Annotated in this window: 26 protein-coding genes; 14 read left to right on the top strand and 12 right to left on the bottom strand. The window is 58.9% G+C overall.

The window, feature by feature from the left end; translation table 11 throughout:
* Positions 1 to 66: 66 nt before the first annotated feature.
* The 4 genes from alr (at position 67) to AACY07_RS12865 (ending at position 4,453) form a co-directional block, all read left to right on the top strand.
* A complete protein-coding gene (alr, locus tag AACY07_RS12880) occupies positions 67 to 1,140 on the top strand; it encodes an alanine racemase (RefSeq protein WP_339475075.1) in 1,074 nt (357 codons plus the stop codon).
* A 127-nt stretch (positions 1,141 to 1,267) separates the two neighbouring features.
* A complete protein-coding gene (locus AACY07_RS12875) occupies positions 1,268 to 1,816 on the top strand; it encodes a cupin domain-containing protein (protein WP_019828220.1) in 549 nt (182 codons plus the stop codon).
* A 181-nt stretch (positions 1,817 to 1,997) separates the two neighbouring features.
* Complete coding sequence (locus AACY07_RS12870; protein ID WP_133075340.1) at positions 1,998 to 2,411, top strand: c-type cytochrome; 414 nt, start codon at positions 1,998 to 2,000, stop codon at positions 2,409 to 2,411.
* Between the two features lie 119 nt (positions 2,412 to 2,530).
* Positions 2,531 to 4,453: an acetyl-CoA hydrolase/transferase C-terminal domain-containing protein gene (locus AACY07_RS12865; protein WP_339475071.1), complete on the top strand. Its 1,923-nt coding sequence runs from the start codon at positions 2,531 to 2,533 to the stop codon at positions 4,451 to 4,453.
* 127 nt (positions 4,454 to 4,580) lie between these two features.
* Here AACY07_RS12865 and AACY07_RS12860 read toward each other — a convergent pair whose 3' ends face one another.
* Together AACY07_RS12860 and rep are read right to left on the bottom strand one after the other, a co-directional pair.
* On the bottom strand, positions 4,581 to 5,153 hold the full coding sequence (locus tag AACY07_RS12860) for a xanthine phosphoribosyltransferase (protein WP_326398755.1): 573 nt from the start codon (positions 5,151 to 5,153) through the stop codon (positions 4,581 to 4,583).
* A 56-nt stretch (positions 5,154 to 5,209) separates the two neighbouring features.
* Positions 5,210 to 7,219, bottom strand: coding sequence for a DNA helicase Rep (gene rep, locus AACY07_RS12855; protein WP_133075044.1), 2,010 nt, complete (start codon positions 7,217 to 7,219; stop codon positions 5,210 to 5,212).
* A gap of 261 nt (positions 7,220 to 7,480) precedes the next feature.
* On the opposite strand from rep, the gene AACY07_RS12850 reads away from it, so the two are divergent.
* Entirely contained in the window at positions 7,481 to 9,148 is a 1,668-nt protein-coding gene (locus tag AACY07_RS12850) for a putative bifunctional diguanylate cyclase/phosphodiesterase (RefSeq protein WP_326398758.1), read from the top strand.
* A 146-nt stretch (positions 9,149 to 9,294) separates the two neighbouring features.
* Here AACY07_RS12850 and AACY07_RS12845 read toward each other — a convergent pair whose 3' ends face one another.
* Positions 9,295 to 10,695: a NorM family multidrug efflux MATE transporter gene (locus tag AACY07_RS12845; protein WP_339475068.1), complete on the bottom strand. Its 1,401-nt coding sequence runs from the start codon at positions 10,693 to 10,695 to the stop codon at positions 9,295 to 9,297.
* A gap of 152 nt (positions 10,696 to 10,847) precedes the next feature.
* On the opposite strand from AACY07_RS12845, the gene AACY07_RS12840 reads away from it, so the two are divergent.
* Positions 10,848 to 11,768: a LysR substrate-binding domain-containing protein gene (locus AACY07_RS12840; RefSeq protein WP_133075041.1), complete on the top strand. Its 921-nt coding sequence runs from the start codon at positions 10,848 to 10,850 to the stop codon at positions 11,766 to 11,768.
* 9 nt (positions 11,769 to 11,777) lie between these two features.
* Here the strand turns inward: AACY07_RS12840 and AACY07_RS12835 are convergent, their stop codons facing one another.
* Positions 11,778 to 13,271, bottom strand: a complete 1,494-nt coding sequence (locus tag AACY07_RS12835; protein ID WP_339475065.1) for a YifB family Mg chelatase-like AAA ATPase — start codon at positions 13,269 to 13,271, stop codon at positions 11,778 to 11,780.
* A gap of 175 nt (positions 13,272 to 13,446) precedes the next feature.
* Here AACY07_RS12835 and AACY07_RS12830 point away from each other — a divergent pair, with 175 nt between their 5' ends.
* A complete protein-coding gene (locus AACY07_RS12830) occupies positions 13,447 to 13,725 on the top strand; it encodes a type II toxin-antitoxin system RelE/ParE family toxin (RefSeq protein WP_339475063.1) in 279 nt (92 codons plus the stop codon).
* Between the two features lie 7 nt (positions 13,726 to 13,732).
* Complete coding sequence (locus AACY07_RS12825) at positions 13,733 to 14,038, top strand: HigA family addiction module antitoxin (RefSeq protein WP_048352553.1); 306 nt, start codon at positions 13,733 to 13,735, stop codon at positions 14,036 to 14,038.
* Position 14,039: 1 nt separating this feature from the next.
* On the opposite strand, the gene AACY07_RS12820 is transcribed toward AACY07_RS12825, so the two are convergent.
* Together AACY07_RS12820 and AACY07_RS12815 are read right to left on the bottom strand one after the other, a co-directional pair.
* Positions 14,040 to 14,468 (bottom strand): bleomycin resistance protein, encoded by a 429-nt coding sequence (locus AACY07_RS12820; RefSeq protein ID WP_339475061.1) that lies wholly within the window; start codon positions 14,466 to 14,468, stop codon positions 14,040 to 14,042.
* Positions 14,469 to 14,513: 45 nt separating this feature from the next.
* Complete coding sequence (locus tag AACY07_RS12815; RefSeq protein WP_326398816.1) at positions 14,514 to 14,774, bottom strand: accessory factor UbiK family protein; 261 nt, start codon at positions 14,772 to 14,774, stop codon at positions 14,514 to 14,516.
* Between the two features lie 416 nt (positions 14,775 to 15,190).
* On the opposite strand from AACY07_RS12815, the gene glnK reads away from it, so the two are divergent.
* From glnK to sutA, 3 genes are all read left to right on the top strand, one after another.
* Complete coding sequence (gene glnK / locus AACY07_RS12810; RefSeq protein WP_002555808.1) at positions 15,191 to 15,529, top strand: P-II family nitrogen regulator; 339 nt, start codon at positions 15,191 to 15,193, stop codon at positions 15,527 to 15,529.
* Between the two features lie 34 nt (positions 15,530 to 15,563).
* The gene (locus tag AACY07_RS12805) at positions 15,564 to 16,901 is read left to right on the top strand and encodes an ammonium transporter (RefSeq protein ID WP_133075036.1); all 1,338 of its coding nucleotides are present in this window, start codon (positions 15,564 to 15,566) and stop codon (positions 16,899 to 16,901) included.
* Positions 16,902 to 17,382: 481 nt separating this feature from the next.
* Entirely contained in the window at positions 17,383 to 17,709 is a 327-nt protein-coding gene (gene sutA / locus AACY07_RS12800) for a transcriptional regulator SutA (RefSeq protein ID WP_095027614.1), read from the top strand.
* A gap of 170 nt (positions 17,710 to 17,879) precedes the next feature.
* On the opposite strand, the gene AACY07_RS12795 is transcribed toward sutA, so the two are convergent.
* The 6 genes from AACY07_RS12795 to lptM are packed head-to-tail and all read right to left on the bottom strand — an operon-like array spanning position 17,880 to position 22,437.
* The gene (locus tag AACY07_RS12795) at positions 17,880 to 18,566 is read right to left on the bottom strand and encodes an HAD family hydrolase (protein WP_133075035.1); all 687 of its coding nucleotides are present in this window, start codon (positions 18,564 to 18,566) and stop codon (positions 17,880 to 17,882) included.
* Positions 18,563 to 19,459, bottom strand: coding sequence for a tyrosine recombinase XerC (gene xerC, locus AACY07_RS12790; protein WP_133075034.1), 897 nt, complete (start codon positions 19,457 to 19,459; stop codon positions 18,563 to 18,565). Before xerC ends, AACY07_RS12795 begins: the two co-directional genes overlap by 4 nt.
* Positions 19,460 to 20,176 (bottom strand): DUF484 family protein, encoded by a 717-nt coding sequence (locus AACY07_RS12785; RefSeq protein ID WP_339475058.1) that lies wholly within the window; start codon positions 20,174 to 20,176, stop codon positions 19,460 to 19,462.
* Between the two features lie 13 nt (positions 20,177 to 20,189).
* On the bottom strand, positions 20,190 to 21,020 hold the full coding sequence (dapF, locus tag AACY07_RS12780) for a diaminopimelate epimerase (protein ID WP_133075032.1): 831 nt from the start codon (positions 21,018 to 21,020) through the stop codon (positions 20,190 to 20,192).
* A 4-nt stretch (positions 21,021 to 21,024) separates the two neighbouring features.
* Positions 21,025 to 22,272: a diaminopimelate decarboxylase gene (lysA, locus tag AACY07_RS12775; RefSeq protein WP_339475056.1), complete on the bottom strand. Its 1,248-nt coding sequence runs from the start codon at positions 22,270 to 22,272 to the stop codon at positions 21,025 to 21,027.
* 9 nt (positions 22,273 to 22,281) lie between these two features.
* A complete protein-coding gene (lptM, locus tag AACY07_RS12770; RefSeq protein WP_133075030.1) occupies positions 22,282 to 22,437 on the bottom strand; it encodes an LPS translocon maturation chaperone LptM in 156 nt (51 codons plus the stop codon).
* A 203-nt stretch (positions 22,438 to 22,640) separates the two neighbouring features.
* Between lptM and cyaY the strand changes: the two genes are divergently transcribed.
* The 3 genes from cyaY to rnk all read left to right on the top strand — a co-directional run bounded on the left by cyaY (position 22,641) and on the right by rnk (position 23,906).
* Entirely contained in the window at positions 22,641 to 22,973 is a 333-nt protein-coding gene (gene cyaY / locus AACY07_RS12765; RefSeq protein WP_339475054.1) for an iron donor protein CyaY, read from the top strand.
* 2 nt (positions 22,974 to 22,975) lie between these two features.
* Positions 22,976 to 23,188 (top strand): DUF1289 domain-containing protein, encoded by a 213-nt coding sequence (locus AACY07_RS12760; RefSeq protein WP_445261378.1) that lies wholly within the window; start codon positions 22,976 to 22,978, stop codon positions 23,186 to 23,188.
* 304 nt (positions 23,189 to 23,492) lie between these two features.
* Positions 23,493 to 23,906, top strand: a complete 414-nt coding sequence (gene rnk / locus AACY07_RS12755) for a nucleoside diphosphate kinase regulator (RefSeq protein WP_133075027.1) — start codon at positions 23,493 to 23,495, stop codon at positions 23,904 to 23,906.
* Position 23,907: the final 1 nt, after the last annotated feature.

Here is a 23,907-nt window from a genome sequence, read left to right as displayed (position 1 = left end):
GCACGCGGTTAACGCCGCGGGTCAGCGCCGGTTTTTTTATTCAACAGCCGTTAGAAGCCCGCCGCCATGCGCCCAGCCCGTGCCCTGATCGACCTCCAAGCCCTGCGTCACAATTACCAACTGGCCCGTGAAGTCACGGGGGCCAAAGCCCTCGCTGTGATCAAGGCCGATGCCTACGGCCACGGAGCCGTGCGCTGCGCCCAGGCCCTTGAGGCTGAAGCCGACGGTTTTGCCGTCGCCTGTATTGAAGAAGCACTGGAACTGCGCGCCGCCGGTATTAGCGCGCCCATCCTGCTGCTCGAAGGTTTTTTTGAAGCCGATGAACTGCCACTGATCGTCGAACACGACTTTTGGTGCGTGGTGCATTCGCTGTGGCAGCTCGATGCCATCGAGCAGGCCAGACTCGCCAAACCGATCCACGTGTGGCTGAAACTGGACAGCGGCATGCACCGCGTCGGTTTGCACCCCAATGATTACAAGGCTGCATACCAGCGTCTGCAGGCCAGTGCCAATGTGGCGAAAATCGTGCTGATGAGCCACTTTGCCCGCGCCGATGAACTCGATTGCACCCGAAGCGTGGAGCAAGTCGCGGTGTTCCTGGGCGCTCGCGCCGACTTGACGGCAGAAATCAGCTTGCGTAACTCGCCGGCTGTACTCGGCTGGCCACGCGTGCCAAGCGACTGGGTACGCCCGGGCCTGATGCTGTATGGCACCTCGCCATTTGACGAACCCCAGGCCACTGCATCACGCCTGCAGCCGGTGATGACACTGGAATCTAAGGTGATTAACGTCCGCGAATTGCCCGCCGGTGAGCCCGTGGGCTACGGCGCCAAATTCATTACCCCGAAGCCGATGCGCATTGGCGTGGTCGCCATGGGGTATGCCGACGGCTATCCGCGTCAGGCCCCCACCGGTACGCCCGTGTTGGTGGCCGGTGTACGCAGTCAATTGCTGGGCCGGGTGTCGATGGACATGCTGTGCATCGATCTCACCGATGTGCCGCAGGCAGGCCTGGGTTCGACAGTGGAGCTGTGGGGCAAAAACATCCTCGCCAGTGAAGTGGCAGCCAAGGCAGACACCATTCCTTACCAGATTTTCTGCAACCTGAAACGAGCGCCACGCCTCTATTCCGGTAGCTGATCGGTTGTATCCAAAGTGCGGGGGCTGATGGGCACCCAGGTTTGAAGTCGAAGTGTTGTAAATACTGAACGCTATCGCCATGATGGCGACTTCTCGACCTGAATCTGACCCCTAGGAGGCTCCCGCATTGGACGTCGGTGAACGACTGCAATCCATCCGCAAACTGAAAGGCCTGTCACAACGTGAACTCGCCAAGCGCGCGGGCGTCACCAACAGCACCATTTCGATGATCGAAAAGAACAGCGTGAGCCCGTCCATAAGCTCCCTGAGAAAAGTGCTGAGTGGCATCCCCATGTCCATGGTCGAGTTTTTTTCCGAAGAGATCCTTCAAGAAAACCCGACTCAGATTGTGTACAAAGCCAACGAGCTGATCGACATTTCCGATGGCGCCGTGACCATGAAACTGGTCGGCAAGGCACATCCAAGCCGTGCCATCGCCTTTCTCAACGAGATTTATCCACCGGGTGCCGATACCGGGGACGAAATGCTGACCCATGAAGGCGAAGAAACCGGGATTTTAGTGGAAGGTCGCCTAGAGTTAATCGTGGGGCTTGAAACCTTCGTGCTCGAAGCCGGTGACAGCTACTATTTCGAAAGCTCAAAGCCACACCGTTTCCGTAATCCGTTCGACGTTGCGGCGCGACTAATCAGCGCAGCCACCCCGGCGAACTTCTAAGAACAGAGGCGCCCTGCCTGCTTGCAGAGGCACCCGAAGATGCATTTCGCCAGCTCTATTCCCCCTTTGTCTTTAGGGTTGTTTCAGAGTGGCGGGCTAACCGTTATACTTTCGCCCGCCCGCGAAACCGTGGTTGTGGGCGTGACTAGCCACCATTGAGGGTGTACGCGTGAACCTAATTATGAAAATGCTGGCCGTACCAGCAACAGTAATGGCCCTTTGGGCAGTCAGCGCTCAGGCAACAACGAACGATGACATCGCAAAACGTCTTGAGCCAGTCGGTAAAGTCTGTGTTCAAGGGCAAGAATGCAAAGGCATGGAAGTGACGGCCTCTGTGGGCGGTGGCGGCGGCATGACCCCCGACGACATCATTGCCAAGCATTGCAGCGCATGCCACGGCACCGGCCTGTTGGGCGCACCGAAAATCGGTGACACCGCAGCCTGGAAAGAGCGCGCTGATCACCAGGGCGGCCTTGATGGCATCCTGGCCAAGGCCATCACCGGTATCAACGCCATGCCGCCTAAAGGCACCTGCATGACGTGCTCCGATGAAGACCTTAAAGGCGCCATCGAGAAGATGTCCGGTTTGAAATAAACCGCACCTCTCTGAAAAAGCCGCTGATGGGCGGCTTTTTTGTGCCCGGGATTTGAGTCAGTCCGCCTCCCCTGATGTCTATCACGTCTATATTCAAGGATTGATAAGGAGGAGGTCAGATGGTGCAGTCCTGTTCGATCGAGCGCGCAGTCGATGATGTCCTGGCGCGACTACCCATGCATATTCACCTGGGCCTGCCGCTGGGGCTGGGCAAGGCCAACCGGTTCGTCAACGCGCTGTATCAGCGGATCAAACTGTTACCCGAGCGCCGGCTCACGATCTACACCGCCCTGAGCCTTGGTCGCCCGCCGCTTGGGGATGGTTTGCAGCGGCTGTTTCTGGAGCCTTTTGTCGAGCGGGTATTTGGCGACTACATCGAGCTGGACTACCTGGCCGACCTGCATCGAAACAGCCTGCCCGGCAATATAGTCGTCGAGCAATTCTTCATGCAGCCGGGGAGTTTGCTCAACAGCCCCCCAGCCCAGCAGGATTATGTCAGCAGCAACTACAGCCACGCGGCACGAGATATCAATGCTGGCGGCCTGAACCTGGTGGCGCAGCTGGTTGCCCGCAACCCTCAGGATGCACGGCGCCTGAGCTTGAGTTGCAACCCCGACATCACCCTCGATTTATTGCCCATGATTGCCAAGCGGCGAGCCAAGGGCGAAACCATTTTGATGCTCGGCCAGGTCCACAGCGACCTGCCCTACATGCCCGGCGACTCGGAACTTGACGTTGATGATTTTGACCTCCTGATCGACGAAGATGAGCGCACTACGCTGTTTTCTACCCCCAATATGCCGGTCAGCCTGCAAGATCACCTTATCGGTTTACACGCCAGTACCCTGATACGGGATGGCGGCACCCTGCAGATTGGCATTGGCTCGATGGGCGACGCCCTGAGTGCCGCCTTGCTGGCGCGCCAGGGCAACAATGACGACTATCGCGCCCTGCTCAACGAGATCGACATCACGCCCTGGCACACGCTGATTGAACAGCAGGGCGGTATCGAGCCGTTCGCCCGGGGCTTGTATGGTTGCAGCGAAATGTTTGTCCACGGACTGATGGTGCTGGCCGATGCCGGGATTGTGCGGCGCAAGGTCTACCCCGATGCCGAACGGCAAGCACAGGCCAACGCAGGGACCCTGGACGAAAGCCTGCAAAGCGACGGCGTGAGCATCCACGGGGGCTTCATCCTTGGCCCGCGGGAGTTTTACCAGCGACTGCGAGACCTGCCCCACAGCAAGCTCAGCGAATTCAACATGACTGCCATCAGCTACATCAACGAGCTGTATGGCCAGGAAGACTTGAAGCGCCTGCAACGGCGCGATGCGCGGTTCGTAAACAGTGCCTTTACCGCCACCCTGCTCGGTGCCGCCGTGGCCGATCAACTGGAAGACGGGCGGGTGCTCAGCGGGGTCGGCGGGCAATACAACTTCGTCGCCCAGGGCCATGCGCTACATGACGCACGCTCGGTCATCATGCTGCGCAGCTGGCGCGAATCGGGAGGCGAGGTGAGTTCCAATATCGTCTGGGAGTACGGCCACTGCACGATCCCGCGACACTTGCGCGACATCGTGGTCACCGAATACGGGATCGCCGATTTACGCGGCAAAACCGATCGCAACGTCATCGAAGCCCTGCTCAACATCACCGACTCGCGCTTCCAGACCGAGCTGATAGCGCAGGCGCAGCAAATCGGCAAACTGCCCAAGGACTTTTGCCTGGACCCACGGTTTGCCGATAACAGCCCGGAACGCTTGCAGGCCATTGCCGCCAGGCACTCGCACTTGTTCCCCGAGTACCCGCTGGGCAGTGATTTCAGCGCGCAGGAGCAAGACCTGCTGCGAGCGCTGAACTGGCTCAAGAGCAAATTCAAGCTCACGCAGATGTACCAGCTGGGCAAAGCCACACTGGACGCGCCCTCGCCGCAGGCATATCCCGAACACCTGGAGCGTATGCACCTGGCCGAACCGGACGGACTGCGCGAGGAGCTTTATCAGCGCTTGCTGCTGGCAGGGCTGCAGGCAACGAGGCGCTAAACCCGACACTGCCCGTAGTCGCTGCCGAAGGCTGCGAGCTTTTGATGTTGGTCAGCCCCGATAAAAAGCTCGCAGCCTTCGGCAGCGACTACGGGGCTGAGCAAGCCCGGGCAGGGTGGTCGAGGTATTACTCGATAAAGGTCACTTTACCGCCAGCCAGGGATTGAACCCGGGCCAGGGACTCGACGCGATAGCCCTGTGCGTCCAGCTCGGCACGGCCGCCCTGAAACGACTTCTCGATCACGATGCCAAGACCGGCAACGGAGGCGCCCGCTTGCTTGATGATCGAAATCAGTGCCTGCGAGGCTTTGCCGTTGGCCAGGAAGTCGTCGATGACCAACACGCGGTCGCTGCTTTGCAGGTGACGCGGGGAGATCGCAACAGTGCTTTCTGTCTGCTTGGTGAACGAGTACACCGTGGCCGACAACAGGTTTTCAGTCAGGGTCAGGGACTGGTGCTTACGCGCAAAAATCACAGGTACACCCAAGTTCAAGCCAGTCATCACGGCAGGAGCAATACCCGACGCTTCAATGGTGACGATCTTGGTAATGCCCGAATCCTTGAACAAACGCGCGAATTCGTCGCCGATTTCTTTCATCAACTGAGGGTCGATCTGATGATTCAAGAAGGCGTCGACCTTCAAAACCTGATCGGAAAGCACGATGCCTTCTTCGCGAATTTTCTTGTGCAGTGCTTCCAACGTAACGTCCTCAAATAGCGCTTATGCGCTGAAGGTAGAGTAAAAAATAGTCAATTCTAGCGTTTTAGCATCGCGCGTATATCGGCCAATGCCGTATTTCCGCGAACCGCCTTCACTTCGGTGGGGGTGTCGTCGTTGCCTTCCCAGGCCAGATCGTCCGGGGGCAACTCATCGAGGAAGCGACTCGGCGCACAATCGATGATCTCGCCGTATTGCTTGCGCTTGGCGGCGAAGGTAAACGCCAGCGTCTCACGGGCACGGGTAATACCCACGTAGGCCAGCCGCCGTTCTTCTTCAATGGTGTCCGCTTCAATGCTGGAGCGGTGCGGCAGGATTTCTTCTTCCATGCCCATGATGAATACGTAAGGAAATTCCAGGCCCTTCGACGCGTGCAACGTCATCATCTGCACGCCTTCGGCACCGTCTTCCTCTTCCTGCTGGCGCTCAAGCATGTCGCGCAACACCAGCTTGCCAATGGCTTCCTCGATGGTCATGGCACCGTCTTCGTCTTTCTCGAGGGTGTTTTTCAACGCCTCGACCAGGAACCAGACGTTGGACATGCGGTAGTCCGCCGCCTTTTCACTGGAGCTGTTGGTGCGCAGCCAGTTCTCGTAGTCGATGTCCATGATCATGCTGCGCAGTGCAGAGATCGGGTCTTCGCCTGAGCATTGTTGACGCACACGGTCCATAAAACGCTTGAAGCGTCCCAGGCGATCAGTAAAGCGGGCATCCAGATGCTCACCCAGGCCGATTTCATCGGTGGCGGCATACATCGAGATTTTGCGTTCGGTTGCGTAGTTACCCAGCTTTTCCAGCGTGGTCGAACCGATCTCGCGACGCGGGACGTTGATCACGCGCAGGAAGGCGTTGTCGTCATCCGGGTTCACAATCAGACGGAAATACGCCATCAGGTCTTTTACTTCCTGACGCCCGAAGAAGCTGTTACCACCCGACAGACGATAGGGAATCTGATGGTGTTGCAGCTTCAACTCAATCAATTTGGCCTGATAGTTACCGCGGTACAGAATCGCAAAGTCGCTGTACGGCCGGTCGGTGCGCAGGTGCAGGGTCAGAATCTCGACGGCTACGCGCTCGGCTTCGGCGTCTTCGTTGCGACAGCGAATCACCCGCACTTCATCGCCGTGGCCCATCTCGCTCCACAATTGCTTCTCGAACTCGTGCGGATTGTTGGCAATCAGGATGTTGGCGCAGCGCAGGATACGGCTGGTGGAGCGATAGTTTTGCTCCAGCATCACCACTTTCAAGGACGGGTAATCGTCCTTGAGCAACATCAGGTTTTCAGGACGGGCGCCGCGCCAGGCGTAGATCGACTGGTCGTCGTCACCGACCACTGTGAACTGATTGCGCTTGCCGATCAGGTATTTGACCAGCAGGTACTGGCTGGCGTTGGTGTCCTGATATTCATCCACCAACAGGTAACGAACCTTGTTCTGCCACTTCTCAAGAATGTCGGCGTGCTCTTCGAACAACTTCACCGGCAGCAGGATCAGGTCGTCAAAGTCCACTGCGTTGTAGGCCTTGAGCGTGCGCTGGTAGTGGGTGTAGACGATGGCTGCCGTCTGCTCCTTGGGGTTGCGCGCATTTTCCAGCGCCTGGGGCGGCAGGATCAGGTCGTTTTTCCACGAGCCGATCATGTTCTTGATTTCGTCGACCCCGTCGTCGCCCGAGTATTCCTTCTGCATGATGTCGGTCATCAGCGCTTTGACGTCAGCTTCGTCAAAGATCGAGAAACCCGGCTTGTAACCCAGCCGCGCATGCTCCTTGCGGATAATGTTCAGCCCCAGGTTGTGGAACGTGCACACCGTCAAGCCACGACCTTCACCCTTTTTAAGCAGGGTGCCGACACGCTCTTTCATCTCGCGGGCGGCTTTATTGGTAAACGTCATGGCGACGATGTACTGGGCACGGATGCCACAGTTCTGGATCAGGTGCGCGATTTTGCGGGTAATCACGCTGGTTTTGCCGGAGCCCGCGCCGGCGAGCACCAATAGAGGGCCGCCGACATAGCTCACGGCTTCTTGCTGCCGGGGATTGAGTCGGGACATGACGAGATCAGGGGTCGTGTGTAAAAAGGGCGGGCATTTTAACAGGCTGAGCAAATATTGCTGCCTCTGTGCGACGGTGTGACATGCCACATCATCTTAATTTGCCGCTTTTGTTACTTTCGCGCAGGATGCCATGAGTATTTGCAGCTACCGTAGGATTAATACAGCAAATACGTATTTGATAACCAGTGTCATTGCCATTGGTTGCTGGCACGTCATAATGCCCACCGCCCGAATTTTTGCAGAGTCTAGGGAGCTAGCTTGTCTACGCCTGTCGAACCCTTGCGTTTACTGCTATTGGCCGAAGAGCCATCATGGGCAACGTTATTACGTGAATGTCTGGCGCCCATGGGAAGTGCGGCCGTCATGATAGCCGCGCCGAGCTGGGAATCTGTCAGCCATCTGTTCGAGAACGATCGCAATGCGCTGCTCCTGACCACGGCGGACCTGCAGCCTTCAGCGGGCCGCTGCCGCTTGCCCACGGTTTTGCTGCTCGACACCGAACCTGCAACGTCACCCCACGGTGTCAGCGACTGGCTGGTCAGCACCAGCCTGACTCCCGATGTCCTGCGCCGTTGCCTGCGCCATGTACGCGAACGCGGCTTGCTCGAACACACGCTGCAACGTCTGGCCGAAGAAGACCCGCTGACCGGCATCGCCAACCGTCAGGGCTTCCAGACCCTGCTGGCAGTGCGCCTGGCCGAAAGTGACGGTCGCGGCATCGCCCTCGGCCATCTGGACCTGGACAACTTTCGCCACGCCAACGATGCACTGGGCCATCAGGCTGGCGATCGCCTGATCCTGCAAGTGGTGGCGCGCCTCAAAAGCCAGCTCGAAGCCGGCGACCAGTTGGCGAGGCTGGGAAGCGACGAGTTCGCGCTCTTGATCAATACCCATCGTGCGCCCGAGCGTGCCGAGTGGATGGCCGAGCGGATCACCGAGGTGATGGCTGAGCCCTACTGGGTCGACGGCGAAAGTCTGCTGATTGGCTGCAGCCTGGGCATCGCCCATGCGCGGGCCAACGCCGGGGCCGACCCGCTGATGTGGCACGCGCATATCGCCATGCAGCAGGCCAAAAGCACCCAGGGCTGCACCTTCCACGTCTTCAACGAACGCATCAATCGCAATGCCCGCAGCCTGGCCGACCTCGAAAGCGAGCTGCGCCGCGCCCTGCGCCGCGATGAACTGGAACTGCATTACCAGCCGCGTCTGGATCTGGGCACGGGGCAGATCGTCGGGCTGGAGGCGTTGGTGCGCTGGCGCCACACCGAGCGTGGCCTGCTGGCGCCCAGTGAGTTTGTGCCTCTTGCAGAGCAGAGCGGGCTGATTGTACCGCTGGGTTACTGGGTCATCTCCCGGGCTCTTCGCGATATGCAGTCGCTGCGTGAACGCGGGCTGGAGCCGTTGCACATGGCGGTCAACCTGTCGTTTCGCCAGTTTCAGGACAGCCAGCTGCTCTCGACCCTCAGCCGCTTGATCATCGAGCGCGGTGTTGAAGCGCAATGGCTGGAGTTCGAGCTGACAGAAACAGCCGTGATGCGTCGCAGTGACCTGGTCAAGCAGACGATGGATGCACTGGGCCGACTCGGCGTGCGTTTTTCGCTGGATGATTTTGGTACGGGGTTCTCATCGTTTGTGCACCTCAACAGCCTGCCGATTGCGCTGCTCAAGATCGACAAAAGCTTTGTTGGCGGCATGGAAGGCCGCGAAGAGAACCGCAAGCTGGTCCACGCCATGATCAACCTGGCCCATAACCTGAAGCTGGAAGTAGTCGCCGAAGGCGTCGAAACCCCTGAACAACTTGCCCTTTTGCGCGACTTTGGCTGCGATCAGGTACAGGGTTACTTCATCAGCAAACCGCTGCCGCTGGCGGATCTGGTGGAATACTTGACGTTTGGGGCTCAGCAGCAGGTGCCGCAGGCGATCTAGCCCACAACATAACCTGTGAAACGGTGGGATCTATCTGTGGGAGCGGGCTTGCTCACGATGGCCTCACCCAGGCTTACCTGACAGACCGCGGGTCCTGCAGCGCGAGCAAGCCCGCGCCCACAAAAGCCTGACCCTCTCCCAAGCGGTTATGCCGCACTCAAGCCCGCCACTTTCGCCGCCTTGCGCTCCTGCTTGATCATGCGCCGCATCTTCCATTCGAACGCCAGCGTCAGGCTGATCGAGGCACAGGCCAGGCCCAGTGCCAGGCCCCACCACACGCCGGTCGGGCCCCACTCGAAAGTAAACGCCAGCATCCAGGCCATCGGCGCACCAATCACCCAATAGCAAAACAGCCCCACCAGAAACGTTGTCTTGGCATCCTTGAGCCCGCGAATGGCACCCATCGCGATGGTCTGTGCTCCATCAAACAGCTCAAACCAGGCAGCCACCGCCAACAAGCTCACCGCCAACTCGAATACCGGGCGGAACGCCGGATCGTTGTAATCCAGGAACAAACCGATGAGTTGGGTCGGCAAGAACCAGAACACCACAGAGAAGCCCAGCATGATCACCGCACCGCAGCCGATCCCGACCCGGCCCGCCAGGCGCGCCCGCAGCAAGTCACCGCCGCCATAGTGCTGACCAATACGCATGGTGATTGCGTACGACATGCCCGCCGGCACCATAAACGCCACCGATACGATTTGCAGCGCAATCTGGTGCGCAGCCAGTTGCGTGCTGCCCATGGTGCCCATGCACAGCGCCGCGAACGCAAACAGCCCGACCTCCACCGCGTACGTACCGCCAATCGGCAGGCCGAGGCGCCACAGCTCACGCAAATAAGTCAGATTGATCCGCGACAGGCCTTTGCCGATCGGATACGCGTCGTAGGCCGGATGACGGTGGATATGCCAGGCCAGGCCCAGCGCCATGAAGGTCGCCACAATCGCCGTGACCAGGCCGATGCCCATCAAGCCCAGCTTAGGCAGGCCGAACATGCCGGTAATCAGTGCGTAATTGAGCAGGAAGTTGGCCACGGTGCCGATCAGGCTGATTACCATCACTGGCGTGGCCCGGCCCATTGCACTGGTAAAACCGCGCAGGGCCATAAACGTCATGTAGCCGGGCAAAGCGAACGGCAACAGCATCAGGAACTGGCCCGCGGCCTCAACGTTGGTGGGCGTCTGGCCGAACAACAGCAACAGCGGCTTGATATTCCACAGCATCACCGCGCCCCCCAGCGCCAGCCCCCAGGCCAGCCACAGACCCGCCTGTGTAAGACGGGTTGCGCCTTCAATGTCACCCGCGCCCTGGCGAATCGACACCAGCGTACCCACGGCAGCAATGACACCAATGCAAAAAATCGACACGAACGAGTAGCTGGCCGCACCCAGACTCCCGCCAGCCAGAGCCTCTGGGCTCAGACGCGCCATCATCAGCGTATCGGTCAGCACCATCAGCATGTGAGCCAACTGAGAGGCGATCAGCGGCCCTGCCAGCCGCATGATTGCCCAGAGTTCGATACGTGCAGGATGCTGTTTGGTCATCAGTCAGATTTCTATAGGTGCGTTGAAAGGCCTGATTCTCGGCGCGTTGAGTGTTTTAAGCAAAGGGATAAAAACGATCCGTAGCATGACTAAAACTCATGTGTAAGCTTATAGTTCTCACCACCGACTGTGACACGATAGGAACAATCTCAATGTCTCGTAGCCTTCCTCCTCTTTATGCCTTGCGCGCCTTTGAAGCGGCAGCTCGCCATAGCTCGTTTACCCGAGCGGGAGAAGAGCTGTCGATTACCCAAAGCGCCGTCAGCCGACATATCAAGACCCTGGAAGCGCACTTCGCCTGCCGGTTGTTCCAGCGCAATGGCCGCAGCCTGCAACTCACCGAAGCCGCCCGCTTGCTGCTGCCGGGTGTGCGCGAAGGCTTTGCCGCCCTGGAACGTGCCTGCACCACTTTGCGCGCCGAAGATGACACCTTGCGCATGAAGGCCCCCTCGACCCTGACCATGCGCTGGCTACTGGCCCGTCTGAGCCGATTTCGCCACCTGCAGGCCGGTAACGAGGTGCAACTGACCAGCGCCTGGATGGACATCGACAATGTGGACTTCAATCAGGAGCCATTCGACTGCGCCGTGCTGCTGAGCAATGGACACTTTCCGCCTGACTGGGAGGCCACGCTGTTGTTTCCCGAGATGCTGATCCCGGTCGGCGCGCCCACCGTGCAGGACGACACGCCTTGGGACGTCACGCGCCTGGCCGCCACCGAACTGCTGCACCCCACTCCCGATCGCCGTGACTGGCGCCGCTGGCTCGACTGCATGGGCCTGAGCGGGCAGGTTTCACTCAAGGGCGGGCAGGTTTTTGACACCCTGGAGCTGGGCATGATCGCTGCCGCCCGGGGGTATGGCATATCCATGGGCGACTTGCTGATGGTTGCCGAAGACGTTGCTCAGGGTCGCCTTAGCCTGCCATTCCCGGCCGCCGTGGCCAGCGGCGAAAATTACTATCTGGTCTGGCCAAAAACCCGTCCTGGTGGTGAGCGCCTGCGCCGTCTGAGCGACTTTCTGCAACATGAAGTCGCCGCGATGGAGCTGCCAGAGGTGGAGCGAATGAAGTAGCCGGGCCCATCACCCTGTTACCGGCCGATACTGCAACGCCTGCGCCAGGTGCCTGCGCTCAATGCCTTGCAGCTGCTCCAGATCGGCCAAGGTCCTTGCCACCTTCAATATCCGGTGTGCCGCCCGCAGCGACAACGTCATCCGCTCGCAGGCGGTCTCCAGCCAGGCGTTGTCCACCTCACTCAGCCGGCACTGTGTACGCACCCCCGGCAGATCGAGAAAGGCATTGGCACACCCCTGACGCTGTAACTGGCGCTCACGTGCTGCTGCCACCAATGCTGCCGAGATGGCCGTGGTATCGCCAGAGGCAAGGGGCGGGTTGAGCGACGTGGTCTCGCGCGCCACGGTCAGATGCAAATCAATGCGGTCGAGCAACGGTCCGGAAAGTTTGTTGCGATACCGCTGGATCTGTTCCGGGGTACAACGGCAGCGGCCCGTGGGCTCACCAAGATATCCACAGGGGCAGGGGTTCATGGCCGCGACCAGTTGGAAGCGCGCCGGAAAGCGCATTCGATCCCGGGCGCGGGCAATCACGATAAAGCCGGACTCCATTGGCTCCCTGAGGACTTCCAGCACCTTGCGATCAAACTCGGGAAGCTCATCAAGAAACAACACTCCGTGATGCGCCAGCGTGATCTCGCCGGGCTGTGGCTTTGAGCCGCCCCCCACCAGTGCAGGGCCGGAGGCCGAGTGGTGAGGCTGACGAAACGGGCGCTGTGGCCAGCAGTTCAGCGGCACATGGCTGACCACCGACTGAATGGCCGCAACCTCAAGCGCCTCTTGTTCGTTGAGCGGCGGCAACAACCCGGGCAGGCGGCTGGCCAACAAGGTCTTGCCGGTACCGGGCGGGCCGCAAAACAACAGATTGTGGCTGCCTGCGGCGGCAATCAATAACGCCCGCTTTGCCGAAAGCTGCCCCTGGACATCGATCAGATCAGGATAAGGTTTGCTCAACTGCAATAAACCGCTGGCGACATAAGGCTCAATCACCTCACGCGCTGCGAAATGTGCCACCAACTGCAACAAGTGTTCGACCGCGATCACTTCAAGCCCGGATGCAAGGCAGGCCTCTTCAGCATTGGCCAGCGGCACCACCAGGGCCCGTCCCGCAGCACGGGCCGCCAACGCCGCTGGCAAAACGCCCTGGACAGACCTGATTGCACCCGACAACGCCAATTCGCCCAGACACTCCACCCGCTCCAACGCTGCGGCCGGTATTTGCCCGCTGGCCGCCAGAATTCCCAGGGCAATGGCCACATCAAAACGCCCGCCGTCCTTGGGCAGATCGGCGGGCGCCAGATTAAGAGTGATGCGCCTGGCCGGGAAATCCAGCCCGCAATTGAGGATCGCGCTGCGCACCCGGTCTTTGCTTTCCTTGACGGCGGCTTCAGGCAAGCCGACCAGTGTTAACGCGGGCAATCCGTTGGCCAGATGCGCCTCGACCATAACGGCAGGCGCCTCGACACCCACCTGGGCGCGGCTGTAAACGATAGCCAGAGCCATGACTCATTCCTTGAGTTCGCAAAAAACTCATCCTGCGCGAATCAGGAGCCGAGGGCAGGGGTGTAATGGATACGGGATGTGAATGTGCATGCAAACACGACCGGCGAGCTGCCAAAGTGCGGTTGCATAAAACGCACAACCCTCTAAAGTTAACGAATAACGTTATCCATTAACCATGATAATAAACTTCAAGTGCTGCAGAACTGAACGTCTGTTCCGAAGTGGCAAGACCCGCGCATGGTCAGACATTATCAATGTGGTAGAACGCAAACTAACGTTGCTAGATGCTGCATCCGTGCTGGCCGATTTACTGTCGCCTCCTGGCAATCGGCTCGAAGCGTTGGGCGGCAACCGCAAAGGCCAACACAGCATTCGCATCAACGCACAATGGCGAATCTGCTTCATTTGGGGCGCGAATGGCCCTGAAGCGGTAGAAATCGTTGATTATCACTGAGGTCATCATGATCAAGAACGGCATGCGCCCGGTTCATCCGGGTGAAATCCTTAAAGAGGAATACCTGGAGCCACTGAGCCTCTCGGCCGCTGCGCTGGCCAGAGCGCTCAAGGTGTCCACACCGACGGTGAACGATATCGTGCTGCAGCGCCGTGGTGTCAGTGCCGATATGGCCTTGCGGCTGGCGATTTGCCTTGAGACGACGCCTGAGTTCTGGCTAAACCTGCAAACCACTTACGATCTGCGCAAAGCACAAATCGAACGGGGTGCAGCGATTCGCGAGCAGGTTGAACCCATTCATCACTGCGCCTGATTCACGCCCCCAGCGCCTTGGTGCCCAGATCTTCAGCAAAGCGCAACAGGTAGCCATCGGGGTCGAGCACCAAAAAATTGTGCTCGCCAAACAACACGTCGTTACTGCGGTACCAGCGTTCTTCCAGGGGTTTTCGCAAGCTGTGACCTGCGGCTTCAAGGCGCTGGATCAGCCCCTGGGCATCCGGGCATTTGATCGACAGGTTCATGCCGCGACCAAACGGCGGCTCCAGCGGCCCGACACGCCAGGAAGACTCTTCAAGGTCATCCTGTTCCAGCATCAACTGGCTGCCATGAAACGACAAAAACGCAAAAAGATGTTCGGGGCGCTGGTACTCGATCTTGAATCCGAGCACTTCACAGTAAAAGCCCAGGCTGCGCGAGAGGTCCGAGACGATCATCTCGGGTACCAGCGGGTTCATCACCAACATACTAAAACATCCTTGTTTCAATGATCGACGCACCGCCTTCGAGCGTTATTGCGTCGGCGGCAGCAGCCTGGCTTCCAGTTCGGCCACTTTGGCCTCCAGGCTCTCAAGACGAGCACGGGTACGGGCCAGAACCACCATTTGGCTGTCGAACTCTTCGCGGCTCACCAGATCCAGCTTGCTGAAACCACTTTGCAGCAAGGCTTTGAACTGGCTTTCGATTTCGTTGCGCGGCAGCGCGGTTTCGCCACTGAACAAACGGGAAGCGTGGCCACCAAGGGCGTCGAGAAAATCTTTGGGCGCGAGCATGGATAAAGTCCTTAAAACTGATGGCGGCGAGTGTATCACGGGGGGTTGGCGCTCACTGCCGACGGCTTTCTGCACGTTTTTCGCGCACCTTCCCTGCAGGCTGCGCACCATCATCGAGCACAAACATCCCGACAAATCAGGCCAAAAGCCATCAACTTCTTCTAAACCGCTGTAATTGTTGATTTTTCCAGACATGGCAAGGTTTCTGCTTAGGCGTATATGACTCATGCACTGATGCAGTAGCTGTGACGAAGGCAGTGCGGCAGGTGGTTCAGGGAGTGTTTTCGTCACCAGCGATTTACACACGTTGTACAGCCTGAAGAAGGCTGACGATGCGTTACAAAGCCAGACACTGCGCTTAGACTTGAGCCGGGTTTGTTTTCCTGGGGCAAGTCCACCAATTCGGGAGAAGTTTCATGAAGCTAGTCACCGCCATTATCAAGCCGTTCAAGTTGGATGACGTGCGCGAATCGCTGTCTGAGATCGGCGTACAAGGCATTACTGTTACTGAGGTCAAAGGCTTCGGCCGGCAGAAGGGTCACACCGAGCTGTATCGCGGCGCGGAATACGTGGTCGATTTTCTGCCAAAAGTGAAGATTGATGTCGCCATTGACGACAAGGATCTTGATCGGGTTATCGAGGCGATAACCAAGGCTGCCAACACCGGCAAGATTGGTGACGGCAAGATTTTCGTGGTCAATCTGGAACAGGCTATTCGCATCCGTACCGGCGAAACCGATACCGACGCTATCTAAGCCGCCAAACCCCAACGCCCCAGGAGAAAACACTATGACTCTGCGTAAAATCGCAGGGCTCGGAGCCCTGCTGTCTGTCGTAATGCCTGGCCTGGCCATGGCGGCAGACGAAGTGGCTGCTCCAGTCCTCAACTCGGGCGATACCGCCTGGATGCTGACTGCTACCGCTTTGGTGCTGTTCATGACCATTCCCGGCCTGGCGCTGTTCTACGGCGGCATGGTGCGCTCCAAAAACATTCTTTCCGTGATGATGCAATGCTTCGCCATTACCGGTCTGATCAGCATTCTGTGGGTCATTTATGGCTACAGCATCACGTTCGACACCACGGGCATGGAGCAGGGCGTCACCAATTTCAATTCGTTCATCGGCGGGTTCGGCAAAGCCTTCCTGGCGGGTGTAACGCCTGAAAGCCTGACCTCACCTACCGCGCTGTTCCCGGAAGCCGTGTTCATTACCTTCCAGATGACCTTCGCCATCATCACCCCGGCGCTGATCGTCGGTGCCTTTGCCGAGCGCATGAAGTTCTCGGCCATGCTGATTTTCATGGGCGTGTGGTTCACCCTGGTCTATGCGCCGATCGCGCACATGGTATGGAGCGGCAACGGCGGCCTGATGTGGGACTGGGGCGTCCTCGATTTCGCAGGCGGCACAGTGGTGCATATCAACGCCGGTATCGCAGGTCTTGTCGCGTGCATCGTGCTTGGCAAGCGTAAAGGCTACCCGTCCACCCCAATGGCTCCGCACAACCTGGGTTACACCCTGATGGGCGCTGCCATGCTGTGGATCGGCTGGTTCGGCTTTAACGCCGGCTCCGCAGCGGCCGCCAACGGCACTGCCGGCATGGCGATGCTGGTCACTCAGATCGCTACCGCTGCCGCGGCACTGGGCTGGATGTTTGCCGAGTGGATTACCCACGGCAAGCCAAGCGCACTGGGTATTGCTTCGGGCGTAGTCGCAGGCCTGGTGGCAATCACCCCGGCCGCTGGCACCGTAGGCCCAATGGGCTCGGTCGTGATCGGTCTGGCATCTGGCGTGATCTGCTTCTTCTGCGCCACCAGCCTCAAGCGCAAACTGGGCTACGACGACTCACTGGATGCGTTCGGCGTACACGGCATCGGCGGCATCGTCGGCGCCATCCTGACTGGCGTGTTTGCCGCCCCTGTACTGGGTGGCTTCGGCACCGTGACCGACATCCCGGCCCAAGTCTGGATCCAGTTCAAGGGCGTCGCCTTCACCGTGGTCTACACCGCGATTGTGACGTTCATCATTCTCAAAGTGCTGGATGCCGTGATGGGTCTGCGAGTGACTGAAGAGGAAGAGGCTGTGGGCCTCGATCTGGCTCAGCACAACGAGCGTGGCTACAACCTGTAAATATCCCTATAAAAAACCCGGCGTGCCGGGTTTTTTTTTGCTCATAAAAAGACGATATTCTCGGCAATGGAATGATTTGCCCTACAGGTTAAAGGGTTCACCAAGTTCTACGCTTGTGAATGCCACCCGTACTTGCGACACAACTCGACTATTAGCTGCTTTGCTTTTTTATTCAGCACGCTAGAATGCGCGCCCAAGGGCAGGAAACAATGCTCGAGTACGACGAAGGCGAGGATGATCTCCCGACGCTTTCAAGGCCCGTGATCCGTGCTGCCGGAGTATCTGGCACTGGGCGCCTGGCAAGGTGTTTATTCAGGCGCGCGCCGTGATGATAGCGGTGTGCGTCAAACCCTCTTCACCTTACAACGATGAAGAGGTGTAAGCCGCGGTTTGCCCAAGGCTACTTTTTCACCAGCGGTGGTCGACAGTTGCCACAACTGGTCTATAACTAATCTGCTTTACGTATGTCATGGGGTAGAACATGAGCGACGACGATCTGGAAAATGATGACCTCGAAGTAGGCGAAGACGACGATACCGAAGAGGGCCTGGAAACGGCCGCCGAGGACGTTGCAGACGACGATGGTGGCGACGATGTGCCGGCCCCTGCGGCCAAAGGCAAATCCAAGGCTGCCGTGTCAGTTGACGACCTGCCCAGTGTAGAAGCCAAGAACAAAGAGCGTGATGCTCTGGCTCGCGCCATGGAAGAGTTTCTGTCCAAAGGCGGCAAAGTGCAGGAAGTTGAGGCTAACGTGGTGGCTGACCCACCCAAGAAGCCTGACAACAAGTACGGCAGCCGTCCTATCTAAGGGCCAGCTGTTTGCTTGAAGAAAAAACCCGCCGTCGCTGCGGGTTTTTTTGTGGGTGACGGAAAGAAGACTGACATGACCCTGTGGGAGCGGGCTTGCTCGCGATGTTAGCGACGCGGTTTGACAGGCAAACCGCGTTGTCTGCATCGCGAGCAAGCCCGCTCCCACACTTACAAGTGCTTCAACACCGCCGGCAACTCACTCAAGCAGCCAATTTCCGCATCCGGGGCCTTCTCGCCGTCCCAGTGCTTGCCGCCAGGGTTGAACCACACCGCTCGCAGGCCTGCCCGTTGGGCACCGGCGATGTCGTCCCCCGGATGGTCGCCCACGTGTACCGCTGCACCCGCTACCACACCACCGCGCAACAACGCTTCGTGGAACAGTCGCGCATCCGGTTTGGCGATGCCGATATCTTCAGCACACAACACAAATTTGAAGTGGTGCCCCAAACCGATTCGCCGCACATCGGCGTTGCCATTGGTGACCACACCCAAGCTGTAATCACGGGCCAGTGCAATCAGGGTCGGCTCAGCCTGCGGGAACACGTCCAATGCGTGACGCGCCTCAATAAAGACTTCAAAGGCGTCATCAGCCAAGGCTGCTGCGTTCACGTAACCTGCCTCGTTCAACGCATGAAACAGGATACGCCGACGCAGCGCGCTGATCCGGTGCTTGAGCTGGGGCTCCTCACTTAACACCCGTTCGCGAATCGCCTGGAAATGCCCGACCTCGACGACGCCCAGTTTTGGTGCGTTATTGCCAAGCCACTGACGCAAAACGGCTTCGGCGCTGACAATCACCGGGGCGGTATCCCACAGGGTGTCGTCGAGGTCGAAGGTAATCAGCTCAATCGTCATTCACTGTCCTTACTGCGTTTGGCCCGTGGATGGGCGCTGTCGTAGACCGATGCCAGATGCTGGAAATCCAGATGAGTATAGATTTGCGTGGTTTTGATGTCCGCATGCCCGAGCAACTCTTGCACGGCACGCAAATCCTGGGAGGACTCCAGCAAGTGGCTGGCAAATGAATGGCGCAGCATATGGGGGTGCAGATTCTGCCCCAGCTCGCGCTCACCGGCTGCCTTGACCCGCACTTGAATGGCCCGCGGCCCAAGGCGTGTACCGCGCTGGCTGACGAACACGGCGCCATCCCCGGGGTTGGCCAGTGCCCGCAAGGGTAACCAGGCCTGTAGCGCCTCTCGGGCCTTTTGACCGACGGGCAAAACCCGGGTCTTGCTGCCCTTGCCGAGCACCTCGACCAGCCCATCGGCCAAATCCAGCTGATCCAGGTCAAGCCCGGTCAACTCCGACAAACGCAGCCCCGACGAATAGAACAACTCCAGAATGGCCTGGTCCCGCAGCGCCAGAAAGTCGTCCTCGACACCCCCCTCCAGCAATTGCAGGGCACGATCGGTATCCAGGGTCTTGGGCAGGCGGCGCTCGCCTTTGGGCGGCGCCAGACCGTTTGCCGGATCGTGGTCGCACAAGCCTTCGCGGTTGAGATAGTGATAAAGCCCGCGCACCGCCGACAACAGACGGGCAATGCTGCGCGAGGATTGACCTTGCTGATGCAGACGCGAAACCAGTTGGCGCATGCGCTGGATATCCAGTGCCGTCCAGCTGACGATCGACTCCTTGGCGCAAAACGCCAGCACCTTGTTCAGGTCGCGGCGGTAGGCCTCCAGCGTATGGGGCGACACCTGGCGCTCACTGCGCAGGTGAATGCAGTAAGCGTCCAGTTGCCGTTCCATCTAACGTACCGAGCGCAAAGCGTTGGTAAAGCGCGGCAGAACCCTGCCCAGCACCTCGGCGATATAACCGAGGAACAGCGTGCCCACCGAGCTTTTGTAGTGCTGCGGATCGCGACTGGCAATCGCCAGTACACCGTGCAACCCCAGATGATTGAGCGCGACTACGGCCGTCGAGCCGATCTGCTTGCGCTGTTCTTCGCCAAACAGGAAGTCCAGCTCATGCTCACGCAGGCTGCCGCTGACCGTCTTGCCTTCCGTCAACAAGCCACCCAGTGCACGTTGCGCATCGGCGCTGCTGACCCAGCGTCCGACCGGCATCGGGTTGTCACCGAACAGTACCAGGCTGACAAAAGGCACCTGGAAGTCCTGACGCAAGCTGTCTTCGACGGCAATCACCAGCTCATCGAGACTGGTGGCGTCCATCAGGGCGAGGTTAAGACGGCGGGTTTTTTCAAAGAGGCGGTCGTTATCGCGGGCCACGTCCATCAACTGCGACAAGCGATGACGCATCTCGATGTTACGACCACGCAGCAACTCCAGTTGACGCTCCACCAGCGAAATCGTATCGCCACGCTGGTGAGGAATACGCAGCGACAGCAGCAGCTCTTCGCGCTGGCCGAAAAAATCCGGATGTTCCTGCAGGTACGCCGCAACCGTTGCTGCTTGCGAGTTATCCACAGGTACTTCGAGTGCTGCAGGCTGCGTTTTGTCGGTCATCAGTTGCGCTCGCTCATAAACGGACTTGTCCTTCGTAAACTCGCATCGCCGGGCCGGTCATGATCACCGAATGGCCGGGACCCGCCCATTCGAGAGACAAACGGCCACCCGGCAAATCGAGGATCAGCGGTGAGTCCATCCAGCCCTGGCTGATCGCAGCCACAGCGGCGGCGCACGCCCCGGTACCGCACGCCTGGGTTTCCCCGGCGCCGCGTTCCCAGACCCGTAGCTGTCCGCGCTGGCGATCAATCACGTGAAGAAAGCCGACATTGACCCGCGCCGGAAAGCGCGGGTGATGTTCAATTTTTGGCCCCAGTTCATGCACCGGCGCGGCGTTGATATCGTCGACACGCAGCACCGCATGGGGATTGCCCATCGACACGGCCGCCAGCTCAACGGTCTGGCCGTCGACATCCAGTTCGTAGCTCAGCGCCTGAGCGTCGGCAACAAACGGGATCTCGGCCGGAATCAGGCGCGGAGGGCCCATATCGACACTGATTTGCCCATCACTGCGCACGTTCAGTTCGATGATGCCGCCTTTGGTTTCGACCTTGAACTGACGTTTGGTGGTCAAGCGCTTGTCGAGCACGAAACGCGCGAAACAGCGCGCCCCGTTGCCGCATTGCTCAACTTCCGAACCGTCGGAGTTGAAGATCCGGTAACGGAAATCAACTTCCGGGTTGCTCGGCGCCTCAACCAGCAGCAGTTGATCAAAACCGACGCCCGTGTGCCGATCACCCCATTGCTTGGCGTGCTTGGGCAGGATATGCGCGTGCTGGCTGACCAGGTCGAGAACCATGAAATCATTGCCCAGGCCGTGCATTTTGGTAAAACGCAGCAACATGGGTTTACTCCGCCAGCAGGCTTTCGCCAGCAAACAACTCGGCTACGGTCTCGCGACGACGTACTTCAAACGCCTGATCGCCATCCACCAGAACTTCGGCGGCGCGGCCACGGGTGTTGTAGTTCGAGCTCATGACAAAACCATAAGCACCGGCCGAATGCACCGCCAGCAGATCGCCTTCAGCCAGTGCCAGTTGGCGGTCCTTGGCCAGGAAGTCGCCGGTTTCGCAGATCGGGCCGACGATGTCGTAGTTGCGAGCCTCGGTGTCACGCGGGCGAACCGCGGTCACGTCCATCCAGGCCTGGTACAACGCCGGACGAATCAGGTCGTTCATCGCCGCATCGACGATGGCAAAGTCTTTGTGCTCGGTGTGCTTGAGGTACTCGACCTGAGTCAGCAGCACGCCCGCGTTGGCCACGATAAAGCGGCCCGGCTCGAACACCAGCGCCAGATCGCGCCCTTCGATGCGCTCGCGCACGGCCTTGATGTAATCGCCAGCCAGAGGCGGCTCTTCATCGCGATAGCGCACGCCCAGGCCGCCACCCAAGTCGATGTGACGCAGGTAAATGCCGCAATCGCCCAAGCGATCGATCAGGGCCAACAAACGGTCCAGGGCATCGATAAAGGGTTCGAGGGTGGTCAGTTGCGAGCCGATATGGCAATCGACGCCGACCACTTCCAGGTTAGGCAACTGCGCGGCGCGAATGTAGACATCCTCGGCGTCAGCGATGGCGATACCGAACTTGTTTTCCTTGAGGCCGGTGGAGATGTACGGGTGCGTACCCGCATCAACATCCGGGTTCACGCGCAGCGAAATCGGCGCACGAACACCCATTTCGGCGGCCACGACCTGCAGGCGCTCAAGCTCGTCAGTGGACTCGACGTTAAAACAGTGCACGCCCACTTCCAGGGCGCGACGCATGTCGTCACGGGTCTTGCCTACACCCGAAAACACGATCTTGTCGGCCGAACCGCCTGCAGCCAGCACACGTTCCAGCTCGCCACGGGAAACGATGTCAAAACCGGCACCCAAACGCGCCAGGACATTGAGAACACCCAGGTTGGAGTTGGCCTTGACGGCGAAGCACACCAGGTGCGGCGTGCCGTCCAGAGCATCGGCGTAAGCGTTGTATTGCGCTTCGATGTGCGCCCGGGAGTAAACGTAAGTCGGCGTGCCAAAACGCTCGGCAATGGCCGTCAGCGCAACACCTTCGGCGAACAGCTCGCCGTCCCGGTAATTAAAAGCGTCCATGGTGTTCCCTTATTGGTGCTTGTGCGATTGCGATTGCGACGACTTCGCTTGGTCTTCAGGGGATTTGCTGTCATCGGGCAGATACAGCGGTCCTTTTTGACCACAGGCAGAAACAAGGCAGGCGACCGCGACGAGCGCAGCAAGAGAAGAGATCAGGCGCTTCATGGCGAAATCCTTTGAAAAGCATTAATTGCGCCCGAGTATACCGAGCACCCACCAGCTTGCCTATGCAGCAGAGCGGCCGAGCGTAACGCCCTGTCTGGATGATCAGTGGTGGTTGGCACAAGGCTGTCATGGGGTTTGCAATCGGCCTGGAGCGCCCGTATCTTGCGAGCTCCGAGCATGACTAGATATTACGAGGTTCCACCATGAGTTTGACTGAAGCCCGTTTTCACGATCTGGTCGATGCCACCCAGGAAAATCTGGAAGACATCTTCGACGACTGTGATCTGGATGTAGATGTGGAGAATTCCGCGGGAATCCTGACGATCAAATTCGAGAATGGCAAAGCCCTGATCTTCAGCCGTCAGGCACCCGTGCTACAGCTCTGGCTGGCTGCTCCCAACGGCGGTTTCCACTTCGACTACGATGAAAAGCGCAGCTCGTGGAAGTGCGACAAATCCGACGAACTGCTCAGCGAAATGGTTCAACGCCTGACACTGGAACACGCTGGCGCCGAGCTGGAATTTGAAGAGATCTGATAGTGACCGCTCCTGCTAAACCTGCAAAACCGCTCTACAGCAACGTCAGTCCGGCAGTGCCGTCCCCCTGCATCAGCACCTGCCGGCTGGATGAACACAAAGTCTGCCTGGGCTGTTTTCGCCACGTCGAAGATATTCGCGAATGGCGTTCGGCAGACGACCAGCGGCGTCGGGTCATTTGTGAACAGGCTCAACTGCGGCAAATGCTCCCGTAGCAGCTGCCGCAGGCTGCGTCCGATTGCGCAGCAATCGTAAAAACTGAGTCCTTTGCTTAACTGACACGCCGCGCAACCTGACTTTACGACGACTGGGTCGCCGATCGCAGCCTGCGGCAGCTGCTACGAATAATCGCCGGTTGCAATCAGTTCAGGGGCAAACAGCAAAACCCCACCCGGCTTGTGTATTTATTTTGCTGTGGTAGTGTCCGGGTACGCCTCGCACTAACGAGGTTCGTCAAAACCCCGCCATTTTCCGGCGGGGTTTTGCTTTTTCGTGCAGAAAAAAGGAGTCTGCCAGGTCATGAGCACCCCAACCCCACTCATCCTCACTCGCCTGGACGTACAGCGTCTGGAGCAACTCATCGACAGCTTGCCAGAAACGACTCCTGGCATTGAGGCATTGCAAGCCGAACTCGATCGCGCCGAAACCATCGTCGGCCACGAAGAGGTGCCTGCTGGTGTTGTGACCATGAATTCGCGTGTGCACTGCCGCGAAGAAAGCAGTGGCAAGGACTACCGCCTGACATTGGTGTACCCGAAAGACGCCAACGCCGACGAAGGCAAGGTTTCGATTCTGGCCCCTGTCGGCAGCGCACTGCTGGGTTTGCAGGTCGGTCAACACATCAACTGGCCAGCTCCAGGCGGCAAAACCCTGAAACTGGAACTGCTTGAAGTTGAATACCAGCCAAAAGCCGCAAGTGACTTCAACGCTTAAG

This window comes from Pseudomonas sp. RL_5y_Pfl2_69, assembly GCF_963970465.1.
Classification (GTDB): domain Bacteria; phylum Pseudomonadota; class Gammaproteobacteria; order Pseudomonadales; family Pseudomonadaceae; genus Aquipseudomonas.
The sequence above is the reverse complement of the archived record's forward strand: the minus strand, read 5'-3'. Positions and strand labels throughout refer to the sequence as shown.